Origin of the sequence: Corynebacterium sp. P4-C1 (assembly GCF_030503595.1) — a bacterium.
In the GTDB taxonomy this organism is placed as follows: domain Bacteria; phylum Actinomycetota; class Actinomycetes; order Mycobacteriales; family Mycobacteriaceae; genus Corynebacterium.
Genome location: NZ_CP129966.1, coordinates 414,520 through 437,522, shown reverse-complemented (window position 1 = coordinate 437,522; position 23,003 = coordinate 414,520). Strand labels below are relative to the sequence as shown.

The window sequence follows — 23,003 nt, the reverse complement described above, 5'->3', positions numbered from 1 at the left end:
CCAGTTAGCCGAGTCCGCCGCCGACAAGATCCCCGAGGGTTTGCAGCCCGAAGACCGCGTCGACGGACAGGCCGAGGAACAGCGCCGCCAGGTAGTTGTTCGACAGGATGAACAGCTTCAGGGGCTTCACGTTGCCGCCCGCCTTCACACCGGAGTGGAGGCGTGTGGCCATGACCAAGAACGCCCCGCCGGACAGCAGCGCGGCGGCGAAATACACCCAGGACGCAGCCGGAACCAGCAGCAGCGACGTGATCACGGTCAGCCAGGAGTAGATGACGATCTGGCGGGTGGTGGCCTCCGGCGTCGCCACAACAGGGAGCATCGGCACTTCGGCGCGCTCGTAGTCGTCGCGGTACTTCATGGCCAAGGCCCAAGTGTGCGGCGGAGTCCAGAAGAAAATGATCATGAACAGCACGACCGCCTGCCACCACTGGTCGGGGCTACCGTCGGTGACGTGGCCCCGGATGACAGCCCAGCCGACCAGCACGGGCATGCAACCGGCGGCGCCGCCCCAGATCACGTTCTGCCACGTGCGACGCTTGAGCCACTTCGTGTAGACGAAGATGTAGAACCAGTTCGTCAGCACAATGAAGAACGAAGCCAGCCAGGAGCCGCACACGAGACCGAGCCACAGCACGGACAGCACGAGCAGAACCCACGCGAAGATTCGGGCGCGTTCCTTGGTCACTTTGTGGCGCACGAGCGGGCGGGCGCGGGTGCGCCCCATTTTCTGGTCGATGTCGTAGTCGACGACCATGTTGAACGTGTTCGCGGCAGCGGCACCCATCCAGCCGCCGAACAGCGTGGCCAGGATGAGCCAGACGTGCACTTCGCCGCGGTCGGCCTGCAGCATCGCGGGAATAGCGGCGACCAGCAAAAGCTCGATGACTCGCGGCTTAGTCAGCGCGAAGTACGCTTTGATGGTCTCCAACACAACTCCTCATTCGACGCGGTTTTTGGGCTGGGGACTAGTCGTAACAAGGCGCGCACAAGTTCCCGCGCTTATCGACGTCCCCCGCTTTCCTACGCCCTTGGCATCCTAGTCCCCGCCCGCACCGGCATGAAATTACCGCGCTTTTCACCCAAATATGTTGTTAGATAACTACTTATGAATCCCCGCTTCACCACGACCCTTGCCGCTGCGCTCTGCTCCGGTGCTCTGCTCGCGGGCTGCACCATCGGCGAGGAAGCTGACGCGCCCAATTCAAACTCCGCGACCGAGGCCACCTCGGCAAAATCTTCGAGCGTTACCGACACGCCCAATCCTTCGGAAAACAAAGCTGCACCGGAGCTGGAAGAACCATCGGTGACGTTCCGCTCAGTCGGCGACATCCTCATCCACAACGAGGTCTACTTCGACGCTGCGGCACGAGCGGCGCAGAACGGCGGGCAGGGCTACGACTTCGCCCCCATGCTCGAGCCGGTGAAGAAGTACATGGAAAACGCGGACATCACCACGGCGAATATGGAGGTCCCTGTCGCCGGCCCCGAATTCGAGCTGTCGGGTTACCCGGCTTTCAACTCGCCGCCTGAAATCGTGGACGCGCTGAAAGGTGCGGGGGTGGACATCGTCAACAACGCCACAAACCACTCGATGGATCGGGGGCCGGAGGGAGTTGAGGCGTCGACAAGCAATCTGCGCGAGCGCGGAATGTTGTACATGGGCAGCTTCGCTTCCCCTGAGGACCGGGCGACCCCGCGCGTGATCGAGCGCAACGGGCTAAGGGTGGGCTTCCTCGGCTACACCTACGGCACGAACGGGATCCCGGTGCCGGCCGGACAGGAACACGCCGTGAATCTCATTGATCCGGAGCTGATGAAGCGCGATATCGCTAAGCTGCGTGACGACGTCGACATTCTCGTCGTCAACCTTCACGCCGGCGAAGAATACGAATCACTGCCCGTCCAATCGCAGATCGACGCGGCTGACACCGCACGTAACGCCGGTGCCGACTTCGTTCTCGCGGGACACCCGCACGTTCTCGAGCCGTTCCAGCGGCACCCGGACAACGAGCCGGGTCTGGGCGTCTGGTTCTCGCACGGCAATTTCCTCCACGGCCAGTACAACGAGCAAACTAAGTACGGCGGCATCGGCGAATACACCATCACCCGCCACACCGACGGCACTCTTTCGCTGGACAAGATCCGTTTCATGCCCACCTACACCGTCGGCAAGCCTCAGACCAGCGAGTACAAGGTCGTCCCGCTTGCCGACGCCGCCTCCCTCGGCTGGGTCGACCCCGATGCTGCCAAAGCCGACATCACCGCACTGATGAACACGTACACCGAGGTCGAGGTCGTCGACTACCTCGACTGAACCCACCGCGATCCCCGCCCACCGAATACCACTAGTGTGTAAAGAGTTAGTTAGCTCCGACACACTGCTAAGCGAGGACACTGTGACTACCTCTTCCGAGAACTCTTCCCAGGCGACCGGCGTTTCCGATGCCGCCGCGTCCCTCCCCGTCGAGCTGCAGGCCATGACCGTGGCCCGCTACCCGGAGGACTGGACCGCAGAGGACAGCCGCGCAGTCGACACCGCGCGCGTTCTCGCCGCCGATGCCGTCGAGAACTGCGGCTCCGGTCACCCCGGCACGGCGATGTCCCTGGCACCGCTGGCCTACACCCTCTACCAGCGTGTCATGCGCCATGACCCGGCGGAGCCGCGGTGGATCGGGCGCGACCGTTTCGTGCTGTCCAACGGCCACTCGTCGCTGACGCAGTACATCCAGCTCTACTTGGGCGGCTTCGGCCTCGAGCTCGAGGACCTGAAGTCCCTGCGCACCTGGGGCGCGAAGACTCCGGGCCACCCGGAGTACAACCACACTGACGGCGTGGAGATCACCACGGGCCCGCTCGGCCAGGGTCTGGCCTCTGCTGTCGGTATGGCGATGGCCTCCCGACGCGAGCGCGGCCTGTTCGACCCCGATGCCGCTCCCGGCCAGTCCCCGTTCGACCACTTTATTTACGTCATTGCCGGCGACGGCGACCTCCAGGAGGGCGTGACCAGCGAGGCCAGCTCCCTCGCGGGCACGCAGCAGCTGGGCAACCTGATCGCTTTCTGGGACGACAACCGCATCTCCATCGAGGACGACACCCAGATCGCCTTCAACGAGGACGTGCTCGCACGCTACGAGGCGTACGGCTGGCAGACGCTCACCGTCGAATCCGGTGAGGACGTGACTGCGATTCTGGCGGCCATCGAGAAGGCTCAGGCTGAGACCTCGAAGCCGACCATGATTCGTGTCAAGACAGTCATCGGCTACCCCGCCCCGAACATGATGAACACTGGCTCCGTCCACGGCGCAGCGCTTGGCGCGGACGAGGTCGCGGCGGTCAAGGAGGTCCTCGGTTTCGACACGGATGCCGCGTTCCCCGCCGAGGAGAGCGTCCTCTCGCACACCCGCCAGCTCGTCGAGCGCGGCGCACAGGTCCACGCCGAATGGCAGAAGCTTTTCGACGCCTGGGCCTCCTCCCACTCCGACCACAAGGCCCTCCTGGACCGCCTCTCCGCCCGCGAACTGCCGGAAGGCTGGGCCGACGAGCTGCCGACCTGGGAGCCCGACGAGAAGGGCCTGGCTACCCGCAAGGCCTCCGAGGCCTCCATTCAGGCTCTGGCGAAGACCCTGCCCGAACTGTGGGGCGGTTCCGCCGACCTGGCCGGCTCCAACAACACGCTGATCAAGGGCGAGCCGTCCTTCGGGCCGGAGGCGATCTCCACCGACATGTTCACCGCGCACCCGTACGGACGTAACCTGCACTTCGGCATCCGCGAACACGCCATGGGCGCGATCATGAACGGCATCGCCCTGCACGGCAACACCCGCGTCTACGGCGGCACCTTCCTGATCTTCTCCGAGTATCTCTACCCGTCCATCCGCGTTGCGGCTCTGTCCGGTATCGACGGCTACTACGTCTTCACCCACGACTCCATCGGCCTCGGTGAAGACGGCCCGACCCACCAGCCGGTCGAGACGCTGACGGCACTGCGCGCCATCCCGGACCTTGCCGTGATCCGCCCGGCCGACGCCAACGAGACTGCCGCCGCGTGGAAGGCCGCCCTCGAGGCGGACCCGCAGCCGAAGGCTCTCGCCCTCTCCCGCCAGAACCTGCCGGTGCTCCAAGGCACCAAGGAGAAGGCCATCGACGGTGTCGCCCGCGGTGCCTACGTGCTCGTCGAGGCATCCGGCACCCCCGACGTCATCCTCATGGGCTCCGGCTCCGAGGTGCAGTACGCCGTTGAGGCGGCCAAGGTCCTCGAAGCCGACGGTATCGCCACCCGGGTCGTGTCCATGCCGTCGATGGACTGGTTCCTGCAGCAGGACCGCTCCTACATCGACGAGGTCATCCCGCGCGACGTGCTCGCCCGCGTCTCTGTCGAAGCAGGCGTGGCCATGCCGTGGTTCCGCTTCACCGGCGACCAAGGCCGCAACATCTCCCTCGAGCACTTCGGCGCGTCTGCACCCGGTGCCGAACTCTTCGAGCGCTTCGGCTTCACCACCGATGCCGTCGTCGCCGCCGCCCGCGAATCCCTCGACTCCGTGCGCACCGGCACCGCGGATTCCGCCGCCGACCCGCAGCGCGGCCCGGTGCGCGGGGACGGGGTGTAAGGGAATCAGGGAAACGTCGATAAGCGAAAAGCGAAAAGGAGCTACCCATGACCGCAATTGACCGTCTTGCTGAAGCCGGCACCTCCACCTGGCTCGACGACCTGTCGCGCGAGCGCATCGTGTCGGGCAACCTCGCCGAGATCAAAGCCGCGAAATCGCTGGCCGGCGTGACCACCAACCCGGCGATTTTCGCCAAAGCCATGTCGTCCGGCACCGCCTACGACGAACAGATCGCCGAACTCAAAGCTGGCAAGGTCGGCGTCGACGAAGCCGTCTACGCAATGAGCGTCAAGGACGTCCAGGACGCCTGCGACCTCTTCCGCGACGTCTACGACGCCACCGGCGGACAGGACGGCCGCGTGTCCATCGAGGTCGACCCGCGCCACGCCGACGACGAAGCAGCTACCGTCGCCCACGCGAAAGAACTCTGGGCGCTCGTCGACCGCCCCAATGTGATGATCAAGATCCCCGCCACCGACGCCTCCCTGCCCGCGATCACGCAGGCGCTCGCCGAGGGCATCTCGGTCAACGTGACTCTGATCTTCTCCGTCGAGCGCTACAAGCAGGTCATCGACGCCTACGTCGCCGGCATCGAGCAGGCCGCCGCCAACGGCCACGACGTGTCCGCGATCCACTCCGTCGCTTCCTTCTTCGTCTCCCGCATGGACACCGAGGTGGACAACCGCCTCGACGCCATCGGCACCGACGAAGCCCGCGCGCTCAAGGGCAAAGCCGGCATCGCCAACGCGCGTCTGGCGTACCAGCTCTTCCTCGATTCCCTCGGCGACCTCCCAGAGGGCGCGAACAAGCAGCGCCCCCTGTGGGCGTCGACTGGTGTGAAGAATCCGGACTACCCCGCCGACATGTACGTCATCGAGCTCGCCGGGCCGGACACCGTCAACACCATGCCGGAGCCGACCATCGACGCCGTCCTCAACGGCGACAACGTGCACGGAGACACCCTCACCGGAACCGCCGACGAGGCGCGCACGGTCTTCGAGCAGCTCGCCACAGTCGGCATCGAGCTTGACGACGTCGTCGCCGTCCTCGAACGCGAAGGCGTCGACAAGTTCGTCGACGCCTGGCAAGAACTGCTCGATTCTATGCTCGAGAACCTGAAATAGCCGATTCCTTCATCGCGGCCGTCAATTTAAGGTTTAATCTTCTTAATTGACCATGTAGCCGCGACGGTACCCACTTCGCGGCGCACCACCGCCCACCAGACGAAAGGCCCACGCCTGTGTCGAATCTGGCACCCGAAGAATGGAAGAATCCCCTCCGCGACCACGCTGACCGGCGGCTGCCGCGGATCGCCGGGCCGTCCGGCATGGTCATTTTCGGCGTGACCGGCGACCTGGCCAAACGGAAGCTCCTTCCCGCCATCTACGACCTCGCCTACCGCGGTCTCCTGCCCGCCGGTTTCACGCTCGTTGGCTTCGGCCGACGCCCCTGGTCGAAAGAAGATTTCGAGTCCTACGTCCGCGAGCAGGTCGAGGCCGGTGCTCGCACCGACTTCGACGAGCACGTCTGGTCCCGCCTCGCCGAAGGCATGCACTTCGTCCAAGGCGCCTTCGACGACGACGAAGCCTTCGACAGCATGGCCGACCTGCTCAAGCACATGGACGCCACCCGCGGCACCGCCGGCAATTGGGCCTTCTACTTGTCCGTGCCGCCGGACTACTTCGCCAACGTCATCGACCAGCTCGACCGCACCGGCATGGCGCAAGCGTCCGAGGGGCAGTGGCGGCGCGTAATCATCGAAAAGCCCTTCGGCCACAACCTCGCCACTGCCCGCGAGCTCAACGAGACGATCAACTCCGTCTTCCCCGAGCGCGCCGTGTTCCGCATCGACCACTACCTCGGCAAAGAGACCGTCCAGAACATCCTGGCCATGCGGTTCGCCAACCAGATGTTCGAACCGCTGTGGAACGCCCAATTCGTCGACCACGTCCAGATCACCATGGCCGAAGACATCGGGCTCGGCGGCCGCGCCGGCTACTACGACGGCATCGGCGCTGCCCGCGATGTGATCCAGAACCACCTCCTCCAGCTCCTTGCCCTGGTGGCCATGGATGAGCCTGTCTCCTTCTCGCCCCGCCAGCTGCGCTACGAGAAGCTCAAGATCCTGCGCGCCACCAAGCCCATCGGCCCGTTCGAGGAAACCACCGCCCGCGGCCAGTACACCGCCGGATGGCAGGGCTCGGAACAGGTTGTCGGGCTGCGTGAGGAAGAGGGCTTCGACCCCGAGTCCACCACCGAAACCTACGCCGCGTGCACCCTCGGCGTGAATTCCCGCCGCTGGGCGGGCGTGCCGTTCTACCTGCGCACCGGAAAACGCCTCGGCCGTCGCGTCACCGAGATCGCCCTCGTATTCAAGAAAGCGCCCCACGAGGCATTCGGCCCGGGGTTGACCAGTCAGCTCGGCGCCAACACCCTCGTCATCCGCGTGCAGCCGGACGAGGGAATCCTGCTGCGCTTCGGCTCCAAGGTCCCCGGCTCCACCATGGAAGTCCGCGACGTCAACATGGACTTCTCCTACACCGAGGCCTTCACCGAAGAGTCGCCGGAAGCGTACGAGCGCCTCATCCTCGACGCGCTTCTCGACGAAACCGGCCTCTTCCCCACCGCCTCCGAAGTCGAACGAAGCTGGGAGATCCTCGACCCCATCCTCGATTACTGGGCCGCCAACGGCCGCCCCGACGAATACGCCGCCGGCACCTGGGGCCCGGCAACCGCCGACCAAATGATGGCTGCCCACGGACGCACCTGGCGCCGCCCCTAGTCCTCCGCAGGAGAAGAGTCACACATGATCATCACCATGTCCGACACGTCCACGCGCAAGATCACGAAACTGCTGCTGGACACCCAAGAGAACTACTCCCTGGCCACCGGTCGCGTGCTCACCCTCATCGTCGTCGCCGACATCCACGACGACGTGGAATCCATCCTCGACCACGTCCGCACCGCCTCCCACGAGCACCCCTCACGCGTGCTCATGCTGATCACCGGCAACCCCGAAGGGGAAAACATCCTCGATGCCCAGGCCATCCTCGCAGATGACGCCGGGGCTTCGGAGATCATCGTGATGGACTTGCACGGGGAGTTGGCGAATAACCTCGCATCCGTCGTCACGCCTCTTTTGCTACCGGACACCCCCGTTGTCGCGTGGTGGCCGTCGACCGCTCCCGCGCGCCCAGCCGAGCACCCGCTCGGGCAACTCGCGCATCGCCGCATCACGAACGCCCGGGAGGACGTCGACGGCAACACCCTCATGCGCCTCGCCAACGGCTACTGCCCCGGCGACTCCGACATGCTGTGGTCCCGGATCACGCACTGGCGCGGCGTCGTCGCCTCCGCGCTCGACCGCTACCCTCACGAACCCGTCGCCTCCGTGGAAATCGATGGGCCCGCAGATGACCCGAGTGTCGATATCGCCGCGGCGTGGCTGGCGTCGGCCCTCGACGCGCCGGTCAACCGGATCTGCAGCGAAACGACCAAGTCTGAGCCCTCCCGTCTGTTCCCCGTCCGCCGTCTATCCTTGCAGCGCGCCTCCGGGCCAGTGTGCGTGAGCGTCAAGGACGACAAGACCCTCCGTGTGCAGGCCCCGGGGCTGCCGGACTCGTTCGTCGCCATGAGCACACGCAGCGACGCCGACTGCTTGTCCGAGGAACTCCGCCACCTCGACCCCGACTGGGCGTATTCGCAGGCGCTGCGGTCACTGTCGGAAGTGAATTTTGTCTAGAGTCGTTAGATAGCCAGTTTTTGAAGGAGCGATAGCAATGATTACCGTCGAAAACGTCCCCAATCTCGATGTGCTTATTGACGAAGCCTCCTCCCGCTTCATCGACACCGTCACCGAGATCATCACCTCCGACACCGGCGGTGTTCACGGGGACGGTGTCGCACGCGTAGTCTTCACCGGCGGCGGCGCCGGCATCAAGCTCCTCTCCCGCCTCGTGCGCGCTAAGAACCTCGACTGGTCCCGCATCCACGTCTTCTTCGGCGACGAGCGCAACGTCCCCGTCTACGACCCGGACTCGAATGAGGGGCAGGCACGCTACGCCCTGCTCAACCACGTCAACATCCCCGAGGCGAATATCCACGGCTACCGCCCGGGGAATCTGCCGCTCGACGACACGGCTGCGTACTACTCCAACGCCATCCAGCAGCACGCCCCGCGCGGGTTTGACCTGCACCTGCTCGGCATGGGCCCCGACGGCCACATCAACTCCCTGTTCCCCTCCTCCGCGGCGCTGGACGAAGAGGAGAAGCTCGTCGTCGGCGTCTACGATTCCCCGAAGCCGCCCGCGGAGCGCATCACCTTGACGCTGCCTGCTGTCGCCCGAGCGAAGGAAGTCTGGCTGCTCGTCTCCGGCTCCGAAAAAGCCGAGGCAATCAGCCACCTCGTCGACGGCGAACCGTCCGACGAGTGGCCCGTCACCCGAGTGCCGGCTCTCGCGGAGACCACCCTCTTCGTCGCCGAGGACGCGTTCTCCCCGGCCCAGTAGCCCCCCTCACTAGAGCGTGCCGGTTCGGAACACATCGGCATGTCTGAACACTGCACGGCGCTCCCCCGGCCGGATCTCTACCATCGGGCAGTGCATTTACTTGCACACACAACAGCACCGACTTGGAGAGATACCTATGCGGAACCGTTCTTCCCGCGCCAACACCCGCACTACCGCCGCCCGTGGCGCCCTCGCCCTCCTACTGCCCACCACACTCGCGCTCACGGCCTGCAGCCCATCTGACAACGCCGAACCGGCAAGTGAACAACCCACCGAATCCTCCTCGCAGGCAGCGGGGACGGTGTCTGCGGAGGCGGGGGACGGGGCGTCGATAAGCAATGCGAATCTTCCGCCGAACTTCGACCTCCAGTCGCACCGCGGCGGGCGCGGCGAATGGACCGAGGAATCCCGCACAGCCTTCGAAGAATCCCTCGCGATGGGCGTGACCACCCTCGAGCTCGATATCGTCATGTCGGCCGACGGTGTGCCCGTCGTCTGGCACGACCCGGAGATTCAGACTGATAAATGCCGCGACACCGAGCCGGTCGAGGCGGACGATGAGCAGTTCCCGTACGTTGGAAAGCTGGTTCACGACCTCACGTGGGAGCAACTCCAGACCCTCGAATGCGACGTCAAGCTCGAGGACTTCCCCGACCAAGTACCGGTCGACGGCAATAAGCTCATCGATCTCCCCGAGCTGTTCGAGCTGGCATCGAGTGACGACGACGTCTACTTCAACATCGAGACGAAAATCGAGGCCGAGGAGCGCGACAAGTCCGCCGAACCCCAGGAATTCGTCGACGCGATCCTCGCCGCCGCCGATGAGGCTGGCACGACTGACCGCCTCATGATTCAATCCTTCGACTGGCGCAGCCTCCCGCTCGTGCGCGAGAAGAACCCGGACGTTCCGCTCATCATGCTTTACGACGACACCACCTGGGTCCCCGACTCCCCCTGGACCGGCGATGTTGACTACGACTCTGTCGGCGGCGATATCGTCGAAGCCGCTCGGCACATCGGGGCCGCAGTTCTCTCCCCCGGCTATTCCGTGCCCAGCGACGCCGAAGCCGGCGACGACGACTACAACCCCGTCGCCACCCCCGAATACATCCAAAAAGCTCACGACGCCGGGCTCCGCGTCATCCCGTGGACTGTCAACGACGAAGCCACCATGCGCGGACAGATCGAGGCGGGCGTCGACGGCATCATCACCGACTACCCGACGATGCTGAAGACGATCCTCGACGAGCAGTCCGTGGACTACTCCCGCTAGATTCGGGCTCGCCGAAGCGGCCGGTTGTCATCCGTTAACTGCGTGAACTGCGTCGACGCTGCGCCGTACTTTCGGGCGCACCGAAGCGGCCGGTGGGCGTGCCTGATTGCCGCGTCGTGAAAGTCGCGCACCGAAGTGGCCGTAAACATGCCTGACCCGCGTGGTCAGACTGTGTCTGCGGCCGTTTCGCTATGTCGCGAACTAGCTTCCGAACAACAGGTGCATTGCACCGTATTGGTGTGTGGTGTTCGGTACTGGTGTTCCGCGCGGGGAGACCCATGTTGGGGTTCCTCCGCGCATCCGTGGGGGTCGTCGTCGTTGGTGCGGTTGTGGTACCTACACAAGATGGACAGGTTGTCCATATTCGTCGGCCCGCCGCGGGCCCAGGGTGTGATGTGGTGGACCTCGCAGTTATCGGCCGCGTGCCTACAGTCCGGCACCGGACAGGTCGTGAGTGTCGCACGCGCCAGGTCGCGTTGCTTGGCGTTGGCGAACCGTTTCGTGCTGTACAGGTTCACCGGTCCTGCCTGCGGGTGGAACAAGGCCACCTCCAAGTCCTTCGAGTGATGGTGGGTCAGGTACTCCGCACCGGTCATCGTGGTGCCATCTGACAGACCCAGGACGGTCTCATCGCCTTGGCCGCCGAGGATTGACACATAGTCGGGAAGCGGGATCTGGATTAGGGGGCGTGGGACAGATGCGGCGACACCACCGCCGTTTTTGAGCAACGCATCAAACGCCTCGTACATCTGCGGGCCCTCAGGACGATTATCATCCAGATCCTTCCGCAGAGCGTGCTCCAACGCAGCAATATCGCCCTCGTCGCCGGTCGCGCTGAAGGTGCGCTTGCCTTTCCGCGTCCGGCCGAACCGGACAGACGACTCCGGGGCGGGTGTGTCAGCATCCGGGTCAGGGACGATGTCTTTCGCGCGGCGCTGCAAGGTCTTGTAGTCGCCGCGCACCGAGAGCAGGGCGAGGCGAAGCTTCCACTTGTCCTTCTCCGAGCCGGCGGCTTTGACGTGCTGCTCGATGAACAGAATCTGATCCAACGACTTCGACGTCTGCCGGGCAATGCGCACGGCATTGGCTTGTTGGCGCTTGTAGCGGGTTACACCGAAGTAGACCTTGCGCGCCTTCTCGCCCTCGATGGCCACCGAGGACTTGATTCCGGCATCGACAACGGCCTGGCGGTCGAAACCAGCCAGGATATCCATCGGGCTGCCAAGTGATCCAAGAAACGCGTCAAAATCGCTCATGACCCACACGCTAAACAGAACAGCAACCCCGAAAAAGCGCGCGTGAAAATTCTGTGGATAACCCACCCAAGAAAAGACTTATCCACAGAATTGCAAGGGAGGGGTTGCGGGAGGCGTCGATAAGCATGCAAAACGCCCACCACGCGAAGCTGGTGAGCGTTAGGAAGCCGTGATGCGGAGGTCTACAGGCCGTACGCCTGGATAAGGTTCAGGCCAATGATGCAGACGATCCAGATGATCGCCACAGCCACGGTGTAGCGGTCGAGGTTCTTCTCCACGACGGTGGAACCGGACAGGTTCGCCTGGACGCCGCCGCCGAAGAGGGAGGACAGGCCGCCACCTTTGCCCTTGTGCAGCAGAACGAAGACGGTCATCAGCAGGGATGCGATAACCAGGATGATCTGCAGTGCGATGGCCATGTGAAGATGCCTCCATATCGGGTACGGGCGGTTAACCGTTCACATGTTACATGAACGGCGAAGCTTCCCCAGCATCGACGTGCCGGGGAGGCTTTCACGGAAGGGGCTAGGCGCGGACGGCGTCGCCTGCGGCGGCGGCGAGCTTGGCGAAGTCGTTACCGTCGAGGGATGCGCCGCCGACGAGGCCGCCGTCGACATCGGGCTGGCCGATGATGTCGGCGATAGTGTCGGCCTTCACGGACCCGCCGTAGAGGATGCGGATGGAGGAGGCGACGGTGTCGTCGGCAAGCTCGGCGATGAGGCCGCGGATGGCGGCGCAGATCTCCTGCGCGTCCTCTGCGGAGGCGCTTTTGCCGGTGCCGATGGCCCACACGGGCTCGTAGGCGATCACGGTCTTCGAGAGTTTCTCGGTGGACAGGCCAGCGAGAGATTCGCGCGTTTGCTTGACGACGAAATCCACCTGCTCCCCTGCCTCCCGCACCTCCAAGGGCTCACCGACGCACACGATCGGGCTGATACCGTTGTCGAGTGCTGCCTTGGCCTTAGCGGCGACGAGCTCGTTCGACTCATTGTGGTAGTCGCGGCGCTCGGAGTGGCCGACGACGACCCAGGTGCAATCGAGCTTCGCCAGCATCGCGGCGGAGACTTCACCGGTGTAGGCGCCCGACTCGTGGGCGGAGACGTCCTGGGCACCGTAGGTGATCTTCAGCTTGTCCCCCTGGACCAGGGTCTGCAGGGAGCGCAGGTCGGTGAAGGGGACGGTGAGCGCCACGTCGACGTCCTCGTAGTAGTCGCCCGGCAGGGCGAATGCGAGGCGCTGCGCCTGGGAGATGGCCTCGAGGTGGTCGTGGTTCATCTTCCAGTTACCGGCAATGAGTGGTGTGCGTGCCATGGTTGGTGGCTCCTTTCGCTTTAGTTCTGTTCCAGGACTGCAACGCCCGGAAGTTCCTTACCTTCGACGAGCTCGAGGGAAGCGCCGCCGCCGGTGGAGATGTGGGAGAAGCCGTCATCGTTAAGGCCGAGAGTGCGCACGGATGCGGCAGAGTCGCCGCCGCCGACCACGGTGAAGGAACCGTTGTTCGCGGTGGCGTCGATCATGGCCTGGGCGACCGCGCGGGTTCCGTCGGCGAAGTTGGACTTCTCGAACACGCCCATCGGGCCGTTCCAGAACACGGTCTTGGAGTCGGCGATGATCTCGGCGTACTTCTTTGCGGTCTCCGGGCCGATGTCGAGGGACATCCAGCCCTCCGGGGTGCCGTCGAGGTCGACGACCTTGCGGTCAGCGTCGTTGTCGAACTCGGAGGCCGCGACGAGGTCGACCGGCAAAACAATCTTGTCGCCGTACTTCTCGATCAGCTCCTTGCAGGTGTCCACCATCTCCTCCTGCAGCAGGGAGGCCTGGGTGTTGTGGCCCTGTGCGGTGAGGAACGTGTAGCACATGCCGCCGCCGATGATGACCTTGTCAGCCTTCTCGGCCAGCGCCTCGATGACGCCCAGCTTGTCGGATACCTTGGAGCCGCCGAGAACGACGACGTACGGGGAGGTCGGGTTTTCCTTGACGGAGGCGAGCTTTTCCACCTCGTCCTGGACCAGGTAACCGGCGTAGGCGGGCAGACGCTTAGCAACGTCGTAGACGGATGCCTGCGCGCGGTGGACGACACCGAATCCGTCGGAGACGAAGGCGCCGTTATCTGCGGCGAGGGCAGCGAGCTCGTCGGCGAAGGTGCCGCGCTCGGACTCGTCCTTAGAGGTCTCGCGGGCGTCGAAACGCACATTCTCGACGAGGAGCACATCGCCTTCGGACAGGCCGTTGGCACGCTCGTGAGCGTCCTCGCCGGTGACGTCAGATGCCAGGGCGACGTACTGGCCGAGCTTCTCGGACAGGGCCTCTGCGACAGGCTTGAGGGAATACTTCGGGTTCACTTCACCTTTGGGGCGGCCGAGGTGGGCGGTGAGGATGACCTTTGCGCCACCGTCGATAAGCGCCTTGATGGTGCGCAGCGACGCGTCGATGCGGCCCGCGTCCGTGATGTTGCCGTCGTCGTCGAGCGGGACGTTGAAGTCGGAGCGGACGAGCACGTGGCGCCCGTCGACGCCTTCTTTGAGCAGCTCGTCGATGGAACGTACAGCCATGGTGGATTGAACTCCTTGTGAATGTTTGCTGAACGAGCGAAGCCCGGACAGGGTGCGTGCTGCACTCTCCCCGGGCGGCTCGCGTGGAAGAACTGGTGTTTAGAGGTTGTCGGCGACGTGCTTGGTCATGCGGATGTACTGGGACGTGTACGAGAACTCGTTGTCGTACCAGGAGATGATCTTGACCAGGTTGCCGTCGATGACGCGGGTCATGCCAGCGTCAAAGATCGCACCGTGGGAGTTGCCGATGATGTCGGAGGAGACGATCGGGTCCTCGGTGTACTCGAGGGCACGGCCGAACTCAGCGTCCTGGACGGCGTTCTTTACGGCCTCGTTGACCTGGTCGACGGTGACGTCCTTGCCCACGGTGACGGTGAGGTCGGTAGCGGAACCGGTAATGGTCGGCACACGCATTGCGAAACCGTCGAGCTTGCCTTCGAGCTCCGGCAGGACGAGTGCGACGGCCTTTGCGGCACCGGTCGTCGTCGGGACGATGTTCTGCGCGGCGGCGCGGGCGCGGCGCAGGTCCTTGTGCGGTGCGTCCTGGATGCGCTGGTCACCGGTGTAGGCGTGGATGGTGGTCATCAGGCCGCGCTCGATGCCGAATGCGTCGTTGAGCACCTTGGCGACGGGAGCCAGGGAGTTGGTGGTGCAGGACGCGGCCGAGATGATGTTGGCGTCGTTGGTGTAGTCGGTGTGGTTGACGCCCCACACGTAGGTGCCGTCGACGTTCTTGCCCGGGGCAGAGATGATGACCTTTTTGGCGCCCGCGTCGAGGTGCGCCTTGGCTTTCTGACCGTCGGTGAAGATGCCGGTGCACTCGAGCACGATGTCGACATCAGCGTCGGCCCATGCGAGGTTAGCCGGGTCCTTCTCCGCGGAGACCTGGATGCGCTTGCCGTCAACGGTGATCGACTCGTCGTCGAAAGTGACCTCGCGGCCGATCTGCCCGTACGCGGTGTCGTACTTGGTCAGGTGTGCGAGCGTCTTGTTGTCGGTCAGATCGTTGATCTTCACGACCTCCAAGTCATCCGCGTACTGGTCGAGGATGATGCGGAACGCGGAGCGGCCGATGCGGCCGAAGCCGTTGATGCCAATGCGGGTGGTCATATTGATGCTCCTTCGGGGAATATGGGTTCCTTTTGCTAGACCGTCTTACGAGATGTTGTCAACTCGCGGCCTTCAAAACCCAGTGTAGAGAAATGCTCTCTCCCCTGCAGACGCTTTTCGACGCTCCCCGGGCCCCGCTCTTCCCCGCCCAGCCAGCGTCGTTACGGCAGATAGGGGTGCCGCAGCCGTAGCTGCTAGAGGGGGTTCCGCGCGTCTAATCCTCGTGGACGGCGGCGTGGGTATCCGGGATGCCGAGCTCTTCTGCGCGCTTATCGGCGAGTGAGAGGAGGCGGCGGATGCGGCCGGCGACGGCATCTTTGGTCATCTGCGGGTCGGCGAGACGACCGAGTTCCTCGAGGGACGCGTGCCGGTGCTTGACGCGCAGGTAGCCAGCGTCGGCGAGGTGCTCGGGCACATCGTCGCCGAGAATCTGCATGGCGCGGTCGACGCGGGCCGCTGCGGCCGCTGCAGCCTGTGCGGAGCGCCGCTGATTCGCGTCGTCGAAATTCGCGTGGTGGCTGGCGCTGGTGCGCTCATTGCGGGTCTTGCGCTTCTCGTCCCACTCGAGACGGGTGCGGGGAGCGCCCATGCGGGACAGCAGAATGCCGATTCCGTCTCCGTCGCGGACGAAGACGCGCTCGGTGCCGCGGGTTTCTTTGGTCTTCGCGGATACCGAGAGACGCCGCGCCAACCCAACAAGAGCGAGAGCCGCCTCCTGGCGCGGGCACACGACCTCGAGGTTGGCGGTGCGGCCCGGTTCGGTGAGTGCCCCACGGGCCAGGAAGGCACCGCGCCATGCGGCTTCGACCTCCGAAATCGTGCCGGAGATGATGGTGCGCGGCAGACCCACCACCGGGTGGCCGGAAGCGGTGACGAGCTTGAAGCGGCGGATCACATCGCGGGCCCCGTCAGAGACCGTGACCTCGTAGCGGGCTTCCCGGGAATTGCTGCCCGGCGAGATGGATGTGACTTGAACACCGACCTCGCAGACATCCCGGATGATGGCGGCCAGATGCTCTGCGACGGTGAGCTCGGCGAAATCGGCGCGCACCTCAATCCCGTGCAGTCTCTGAGTGAATTCGCCGGCAATGCGGAGCATCGCGGTGGCTTCGGCAATACGGGCATCCACACCCGCTGGCGTCACCGCCAACAGTTCGTCTTTGACCTTCGCAGTCAACGCCACGAGAGAATTCTCCCTTTCTGTGCTCCGGAGTCCCAGCTGCTGGATAGTTTAGTTTGTGTCCATTACCGCGGTGATGGCAGCTGCCAGTTTCTCTGGGGCGTGCCTGTTTGTGCGCCCGCCCGAGGCATCGGTCTCGCGGACATCAGCGAAGACCAGGCGCGCGCCATTCTGCTCGGCCGACCGTTCGAGGTACGCCCTCTCCCCTTCCGAAAAATCAATGGCCTCATCGACGAGGAACATGTCGACTTTCAACTTCGGTGCGTGCTGGTTGAAAACTTGGATGTGGCGCTCGGTGGTGAAGCCGGGTGTCTCCCCCGCTTCGGGAGAGAGGTTCAAGATGACTACAACGGCAGCCTCGGTCTCGTTCAGCGCCGTCACGATTTCGGGGACGAGCAGGTGCGGGATCACAGAGGAGAACCACGATCCGGGGCCGATGGTGACCACATCGGCATTCATGATGGCGTCCACTGCGGCTGGGTTGGCTGCCGGAGAACCAGGATGCAAGCGAACGCGCCGGACCGAGCCGGGTGTCGTGGCGACGGCGACCTGGCCGCGGACGGAACGGAGGACACGAGGATCGTCGTCGAGCCCGCTGACTTCCGCCTCAATTTCGAGCGGTTCGAGCGCGACGGGCAGCACACGGCCCGAGGCGTCAACCCAGTTCCCCACGCTGTCGAGGGCGCCTTGGATGCTGCCGGTCATCTCTGTGAGGCCGGCGATGATGAGGTTGCCGACTGCGTGGCCGGCCATGGCGCCGTTGCCACCGAAGCGGTGCTGGAGCGCGTCGCGCAGCAGGCGGCCCTCATCGGTGTCGGGGGTCAACGCTGCCATCGCCATGCGGAGATCGCCCGGTGGAACTACGGCGAGCTCGCGCCGCAGTCGGCCGGAGGAACCGCCGTCGTCGGCGACTGTCACGATTGCGTTGACGGCGTAGTTCTCCGGGTCCTGCACGTCCTCGGGAGAAATACCAGCGACGATCTTGGCGGCGAGAAGAGTCTGGTGCAGGCCGTGGCCGCCGCCGAGACTGGTGATGCGCAGTTGAGTCATTTTCGCGGTCTCCTTTAATTGCGCTGCAGATCGCGGTGCATGACGGAGACGTCGAGGCCTGCGCGTTGCGCGAGTCTGCGCCCGACTTCTTCGGCAACGGCGACGGAACGGTGGTGTCCACCGGTGCAGCCGATGCCGACGGTGACGAAGTCCTTCCCTTCGTGCTTGTACCCATCCATCATCGACGACAGGAGCCCGACAATGTTGTCGATGAATTCATTCGCCCCCGGCTGGGAGAGCACGTAGTCGCTGACCGGGCGGTCCACGCCGCGGAAATGCCGCAGTTCCTCGATCCAGTACGGGTTGGGCAAGAAGCGGACATCGAAAATGAGATCGGCGTCCCGTGGTGAAGCGTGCTTGAAACCGAAAGACTGGATGGTGACGTGCTGCTTCATCGACCCGAGGTCGCCGATAGACGCTTCGATCGCCCGGCGGAGGTCGTGAACGGACAGGCTCGACGAGTCGATAATGACATCGGCGGTGTCGCGCACCCGGGCGAGTTCGGCGCGTTCGCGTGCGATGCCGACGCTGAGCGGGTTGTCCCCCTGCAGCGGGTGCGTGCGGCGGACGCTGTCGAAGCGCTTGATCAAGACGTCGTCACGCGCCTCGAGGTAGAGGATGAACGGGTTGAAGCCTCGTTCGCGCGCACCGTCGATCATCTCCATCAGCGAGCCCTTGAAGATGCGGGCACGCACGTCTGTGACCACGGCGAGCTTGTCCACGGGCGAACCCTTAGTGGCAGCGAGATCCATCAGTTCCAGGATGAGCTGGGGCGGCAGGTTTTGGGACACGAAATAGCCCTTGTCCTCGAAGACCTTCGCGGCCGAGGACAGTCCACCGCCGGATAGTCCTGTGATGATGACGGGTCGCAGCTCAGTTGGGGTCGGCATGTGCCCCATCGTATCCAATCACGCGCTTGCCGACGTCAGCTTTCCCGCAGATGGTCGTACACCGTCTGCGCGAGTTTCGGGCCGATTCCGTTGACCTCCGTTATGTCCTCGACGCTGGCGGCCTTGAGCTTCTTCACACTGCCGAAGTGCTTGACGAGGTCGCTGCGGCGGGCGGGGCCGAGACCTGGAATGCCGTCGAGGGCCGAGGCGCGCATGCGCTTGGACCGTTGCTGGCGGTGGTAGGTGATGGCGAAGCGGTGGGCCTCGTCACGGATCTGCTGGAGTAGGTACATGCCCTCGGAGTTGCGGGGCAGGATGAGCGGCTCATCGTCGTAGGGCACCCAGATCTCCTCGAGGCGCTTGGCGAGGCCGATGAGGGTGACATCGACGACGCTGAGTTCGTCGAAGACCTTCTGGGCGGCTGTGACTTGGGGCTTGCCGCCGTCGACGATGAACAGCTGGGGCGGGTAGGCGAAGCGTTTGTTGCCGGTGCTCTCGACGGTGGTTCCGTCGGTGAGCTCTTCCTCGTCCTCGAAGGCCGTCCCGTCGACATCCGGGTCTTCCGGGTTTGCCAGCTTATCTTCGGTGTGGCGCTTGAAACGGCGGCGGGTGACCTCCGCGATGGAGCCGACGTCGTCGCTGCGTCCATCGCCTGCCGCTTCCTTGATGCGGTAGCGCCGGTAATCGGATTTCTTGGGCAGTCCGTCCTCGAAGACGACGAGCGACGCCACGACATCGGTGCCCTGGATATGGGAGATGTCGGTGCACTCGATGCGCAGCGGAGCCTCGTCCGTGCCCAGCGCGTCCTGGATGTCCTGGAGTGCCTGTGAACGCGCGGTCAGGTCGCCGACGCGCTTGAGTTTGTGCTGGCGCAGGGATTCCTTGGCATTGCGCTGCACGGTCTCCATGAGGGCCTTCTTGTCGCCGCGCTGGGGAACACGGAAATCGACGGGGCCGCCGCGCAGTTTCTCCAGGAGCTCTCGGGTCTCTTCGGGTTCGTCGGGCATGACCTGGACGAGAATCTCGCGGGGGATGGGCATGGCGGGGCGGACCTTTTCGTGCGACTCCTGGTCCACGCCGCGGCGGCGGACCTTCTGGGCGGCCAGCCGCTCGTCCTCCGCTCTCTCCTGCCGCATGCGCTCGACCGCGTCGGAATAGTGCTGGATGAGGAAGTTCTGCATGAGGGCGGGCAACGCGGGATCGGCTTGGCCTTCCTCCAACCTCTCCATTGATCCGGGCTCGTCGCCGGTCTTTTCCACGACCCACCCGCGCTGGGAGCGGATGCGTCCCTCCCGGACGGCGAAGATCTGCACTGCCGCCTCGAGTTCGTCGGTGTCGAAGGCGATGATGTCCGCGTCAGTGTCGACGCTGAGCACGACCGTCTGGCGCTCCATGACCTTGTTGACAGCGCCGAGATCGTCGCGGAGCCGCGCCGCCTTCTCGAATTCGAGGTTCTCGCTGGCCTCCATCATCTGGGCGGTGAGATCCTTCACCACGGCGTCAGTGCGGCCGGACATGAAGGCCATGAAGCCAGCGACGGTCTCGTCGTAGGAGGCCTCGTCGATACGCTTAACGCAGGGTGCCGAGCATTTGTCGATGTACCCCAGCAGGCACGGACGCCCGAGTTGCTCATGGCGGTTGAACACGCCGTTCGAGCAGGTGCGCACCGGGAAAACGCGGGTGAGCAGGTCGAGCGTCTCCCGCACCGCCCACGCGTGGGAAAACGGACCGAAATAACGCACGCCTTTTCGGCGGGGCCCCCGGTAGAAGAATGCGCGCGGGTACTTCTCCCCCACGCTGACCGCGAGCATCGGATACGTCTTGTCGTCGCGGTACATGACGTTGAACCACGGGTCGTAGCGTTTGATCCACGTGTACTCGAGCTGCAGCGCTTCCACTTCGCTGGCTACGACGGTCCACTCCACCTTGGAGGCGGTGAACACCATCTGGCGTGTGCGGGGGTGCAGCTGTGCAGGCGGCTGAAAATAGTTGTTCAGGCGCGCGCGGAGGTTCTTTGCTTTGCCGACGTAGACGACGCGGCCGGCGCCGTCGCGGAATTTGTACACCCCGGGCTCGGTCGGAATCGTGCCGGGCGCGGGGCGGTAAGTTGCCGGGTTGACCACAGCGTCTCCGCCCTAGTCTTCCGGCATATAGCGGGCTTCGAGCCGGCGGAATGCCTTGACGGATTCGATCGCGCGTTCCTTGTCCCCCGACTGGATCGCCCAGAGCGGAACGTACTCGAATTCGGGGAGCTCGAGTCGCGCCATGCGGGATTCGCGTGGGAAAGACAGCCCATAGATGACGACCCACGGGTAGAAGCGGGTGCCGATGATGTTGCGCACTTCCACGCCGTCTTCGTTGGCGCGCACACGCGGGCGGGAAAGCGCCAACCACACGCAGACCGACAAAATCAGGCCGATCGCCGGGAAAGCGAACTTATCGACGGTCGTGATCGCCGCCCCGGTGAACTCATCGTCCACCACCACACCGGCGAAGATGTGGGCCGCCATGATCACGACGACGGCGACGACGGCGACACGCCGCAGGAAATGCGAGACGATCTCGATCTCCCACGGCTTCGACGAGGTGACGGCGTGGGGGTCGAGCGCGTTGAAAAAAGCGACATCGCGGTCGTTGGCGGTTGCGCCAACGGGGCCGTGTGCCCGTGCGTCCTCTGCGCCTTGCGTGCCTTGCGCGCTTGTACCCAAACCGTCCATGTCCCGCTTCTCTACCAAGCGTCGTGAGCGTCGCCGTGGGTGAGCTTCATCAGCGGGAACTGCTCAATGTCGCGCATGACATTGGCTGCACCGATGGCAGCTGCAATGGCCTCAGCACCCTTGTCCTCGCGGGCGTTCGGGCCACCGGTGCGGGCCACAGCCTGATCGTAGGTGTCCACGGTGAGAACGCCGTTGCCGACGGGGACGGAAGAGTCGAGGGTGACGCGTGTCAGGCCATCGGTGACGGCGCGGCACACATAGTCGAAGTGCGGGGTCTCGCCGCGGATGACGCAGCCGAGGGCGACCACAGCGTCGAAGCGCTTCGCGGCTGCCTGGGCCATCAGTGGAAGCTCCATCGCGCCGGACACCGTGAAGATCTGGACCTCTGCGCCAGCGGCCTCGGCCGTTTCGACTGCGCGCTTGGTCAGCATGTCCACGACCTCCGCGTTCCACTCGGTGCCGACGACGGCGACACGCATGCCTTCCGCATCGAGATGGTCAGGGGAAGAGTCGGGTGCTCCGAAAATCATGGTTGCTCCTTATGGAAGATGTTTGCGCCAGTTTTCAATCCTACGCGACGGCCGTGCGACTCTGAGAGTCGATCCTAGTTGCCATACGTCACATCCCACTCATCGACTGAAGGGAGATCGTGCCCCATCCGGTCGCGCTTGGTGCGGAGGTAGGCGATGTTCTCGTGCGAGGGCACGATCTCGACGCGGGTCCGGCCTGACACAACCGGGCCGTAGCCGCTCAGCGCCTCCACCTTGTCCGGGTTGTTGGACAGCAAGTTCATGGAGGCCACGCCGAGATCCGCGAGAATCTGGCCGGCGACGGAATATTCCCTCGCATCCACCGGCAACCCCTGCTCGACGTTGGCGTCCACGGTGTCCAACCCCTCCTCTTGGAGGCGGTAAGCCTGAAGTTTCGCCGCCAGCCCGATGCCGCGCCCTTCGTGGCCGCGGACGTAGACGATCACGCCGCGACCGGCCTCCTGGATGAGGCGCATGGACTCGTGCAGCTGCGGCCCGCAGTCGCACCGCAGGGAGCCGAAGACATCGCCGGTCAGACATTCAGAGTGCACGCGCACCAATACTTCGTCTCCGCCGGCGACATCGCCGGTGACGAGGGCGATGTGCTCGGAGGCGTCGATAAGCGATTTGTAGCCGTACGCCGTGAAGGGGCCGTACGTGGTCGGCAGCGATGTCTCCACGACACGCTCGACAATGCGTTCGGTGCGGCGGCGGTACGCGATGAGCTGGGCGATGGAAATCATCTTCAGCCGATGCTCGTCGGCGAAACGGCGGAGTTCTTCCCCGCGCGCCATGTCCGTCGGGTCGTCCTCGGAGACGATCTCGCACAATGCGCCGGCTGGCTGACACCCGGCCAGGCGGGCCAAGTCGACCGATGCTTCGGTGTGCCCGTCGCGCACGAGAACTCCGCCGCGGCGGGCGCGCAGCGGAACAACGTGGCCCGGGCGGGTGAAATCAGCGGCGGTGCGCGCCGGGTCGGCGAGACGCTGAATTGTCTCCGCACGGGAACGCGCTGAAATACCGGTGGTGCCGGTGGCCGCGTCGACAGTGACGGCGTAGGCGGTGCTGCGCGCGTCTTCGTTGACAGCCACCATAGGAGGCAGCTCCAGGCGGGTGGCCGCCTCGTCCTCCATTGCCACGCAGATGTAGCCGGAGGAATACCTCACCATGAACGCGACGAGTTCGGGGGTGGCGTGCTCGGCGGCGAAGATCAGGTCGCCTTCGTTCTCGCGGTCTTCGTCGTCCACCACCACGACCGCTTCACCGCGGCCGACCGCCGCAACAGCGTCTTCAACTGAATCGAGTCGCAGGGTGTCCGTCATGGGAG

At 64.6% G+C, this 23,003-nt stretch carries 20 protein-coding genes; 7 read left to right on the top strand and 13 right to left on the bottom strand.

Features of this window, described 5'->3' with window-relative positions; all coding sequences use genetic code 11:
- Nucleotides 1-4: 4 nt before the first annotated feature.
- On the bottom strand, nt 5-931 hold the full coding sequence (locus QYR03_RS02075) for a heme o synthase (RefSeq protein ID WP_301712409.1): 927 nt from the start codon (nt 929-931) through the stop codon (nt 5-7).
- A gap of 177 nt (nt 932-1,108) precedes the next feature.
- Between QYR03_RS02075 and QYR03_RS02070 the strand changes: the two genes are divergently transcribed.
- The 7 genes from QYR03_RS02070 (at nt 1,109) to QYR03_RS02040 (ending at nt 10,391) form a co-directional block, all read left to right on the top strand.
- Entirely contained in the window at nt 1,109-2,317 is a 1,209-nt protein-coding gene (locus QYR03_RS02070; protein WP_301712408.1) for a CapA family protein, read from the top strand.
- Nucleotides 2,318-2,480: 163 nt separating this feature from the next.
- On the top strand, nt 2,481-4,610 hold the full coding sequence (tkt, locus tag QYR03_RS02065) for a transketolase (protein WP_301712446.1): 2,130 nt from the start codon (nt 2,481-2,483) through the stop codon (nt 4,608-4,610).
- Between the two features lie 47 nt (nt 4,611-4,657).
- Nucleotides 4,658-5,734: a transaldolase gene (tal, locus tag QYR03_RS02060; protein ID WP_301712407.1), complete on the top strand. Its 1,077-nt coding sequence runs from the start codon at nt 4,658-4,660 to the stop codon at nt 5,732-5,734.
- Nucleotides 5,735-5,850: 116 nt separating this feature from the next.
- Nucleotides 5,851-7,392 carry a glucose-6-phosphate dehydrogenase gene (gene zwf / locus QYR03_RS02055; RefSeq protein ID WP_259850771.1) on the top strand — a complete coding sequence of 514 codons (1,542 nt, stop codon included), beginning with the start codon at nt 5,851-5,853 and terminating at the stop codon, nt 7,390-7,392.
- A gap of 24 nt (nt 7,393-7,416) precedes the next feature.
- The gene (locus tag QYR03_RS02050; protein ID WP_301712406.1) at nt 7,417-8,352 is read left to right on the top strand and encodes a glucose-6-phosphate dehydrogenase assembly protein OpcA; all 936 of its coding nucleotides are present in this window, start codon (nt 7,417-7,419) and stop codon (nt 8,350-8,352) included.
- 37 nt (nt 8,353-8,389) lie between these two features.
- On the top strand, nt 8,390-9,118 hold the full coding sequence (gene pgl, locus QYR03_RS02045) for a 6-phosphogluconolactonase (protein WP_301712405.1): 729 nt from the start codon (nt 8,390-8,392) through the stop codon (nt 9,116-9,118).
- A 136-nt stretch (nt 9,119-9,254) separates the two neighbouring features.
- Nucleotides 9,255-10,391 carry a glycerophosphodiester phosphodiesterase family protein gene (locus tag QYR03_RS02040; protein WP_259850767.1) on the top strand — a complete coding sequence of 379 codons (1,137 nt, stop codon included), beginning with the start codon at nt 9,255-9,257 and terminating at the stop codon, nt 10,389-10,391.
- A 164-nt stretch (nt 10,392-10,555) separates the two neighbouring features.
- Here the strand turns inward: QYR03_RS02040 and QYR03_RS02035 are convergent, their stop codons facing one another.
- From QYR03_RS02035 to QYR03_RS01980, 12 genes are all read right to left on the bottom strand, one after another.
- Nucleotides 10,556-11,647 carry an HNH endonuclease signature motif containing protein gene (locus tag QYR03_RS02035; RefSeq protein WP_301712404.1) on the bottom strand — a complete coding sequence of 364 codons (1,092 nt, stop codon included), beginning with the start codon at nt 11,645-11,647 and terminating at the stop codon, nt 10,556-10,558.
- Between the two features lie 182 nt (nt 11,648-11,829).
- On the bottom strand, nt 11,830-12,066 hold the full coding sequence (gene secG / locus QYR03_RS02030) for a preprotein translocase subunit SecG (RefSeq protein ID WP_259850761.1): 237 nt from the start codon (nt 12,064-12,066) through the stop codon (nt 11,830-11,832).
- Between the two features lie 106 nt (nt 12,067-12,172).
- The gene (gene tpiA / locus QYR03_RS02025; RefSeq protein WP_301712403.1) at nt 12,173-12,958 is read right to left on the bottom strand and encodes a triose-phosphate isomerase; all 786 of its coding nucleotides are present in this window, start codon (nt 12,956-12,958) and stop codon (nt 12,173-12,175) included.
- A gap of 20 nt (nt 12,959-12,978) precedes the next feature.
- Nucleotides 12,979-14,199 (bottom strand): phosphoglycerate kinase, encoded by a 1,221-nt coding sequence (gene pgk, locus QYR03_RS02020; RefSeq protein ID WP_301712402.1) that lies wholly within the window; start codon nt 14,197-14,199, stop codon nt 12,979-12,981.
- Nucleotides 14,200-14,298: 99 nt separating this feature from the next.
- Nucleotides 14,299-15,309 carry a type I glyceraldehyde-3-phosphate dehydrogenase gene (gene gap, locus QYR03_RS02015; RefSeq protein ID WP_259850748.1) on the bottom strand — a complete coding sequence of 337 codons (1,011 nt, stop codon included), beginning with the start codon at nt 15,307-15,309 and terminating at the stop codon, nt 14,299-14,301.
- 214 nt (nt 15,310-15,523) lie between these two features.
- Complete coding sequence (gene whiA, locus QYR03_RS02010; protein WP_301712401.1) at nt 15,524-16,492, bottom strand: DNA-binding protein WhiA; 969 nt, start codon at nt 16,490-16,492, stop codon at nt 15,524-15,526.
- Between the two features lie 48 nt (nt 16,493-16,540).
- Complete coding sequence (gene yvcK / locus QYR03_RS02005; RefSeq protein WP_301712400.1) at nt 16,541-17,539, bottom strand: uridine diphosphate-N-acetylglucosamine-binding protein YvcK; 999 nt, start codon at nt 17,537-17,539, stop codon at nt 16,541-16,543.
- Nucleotides 17,540-17,553: 14 nt separating this feature from the next.
- A complete protein-coding gene (gene rapZ / locus QYR03_RS02000; RefSeq protein ID WP_259850742.1) occupies nt 17,554-18,429 on the bottom strand; it encodes an RNase adapter RapZ in 876 nt (291 codons plus the stop codon).
- A gap of 35 nt (nt 18,430-18,464) precedes the next feature.
- Complete coding sequence (uvrC, locus tag QYR03_RS01995) at nt 18,465-20,552, bottom strand: excinuclease ABC subunit UvrC (RefSeq protein ID WP_259850740.1); 2,088 nt, start codon at nt 20,550-20,552, stop codon at nt 18,465-18,467.
- A gap of 12 nt (nt 20,553-20,564) precedes the next feature.
- Nucleotides 20,565-21,146 (bottom strand): PH domain-containing protein, encoded by a 582-nt coding sequence (locus tag QYR03_RS01990; RefSeq protein WP_259915599.1) that lies wholly within the window; start codon nt 21,144-21,146, stop codon nt 20,565-20,567.
- 11 nt (nt 21,147-21,157) lie between these two features.
- Complete coding sequence (ribH, locus tag QYR03_RS01985; RefSeq protein ID WP_259850737.1) at nt 21,158-21,676, bottom strand: 6,7-dimethyl-8-ribityllumazine synthase; 519 nt, start codon at nt 21,674-21,676, stop codon at nt 21,158-21,160.
- A 74-nt stretch (nt 21,677-21,750) separates the two neighbouring features.
- On the bottom strand, nt 21,751-22,998 hold the full coding sequence (locus tag QYR03_RS01980) for a bifunctional 3,4-dihydroxy-2-butanone-4-phosphate synthase/GTP cyclohydrolase II (RefSeq protein ID WP_301712399.1): 1,248 nt from the start codon (nt 22,996-22,998) through the stop codon (nt 21,751-21,753).
- Between the last annotated feature and the right edge of the window lie 5 nt (nt 22,999-23,003).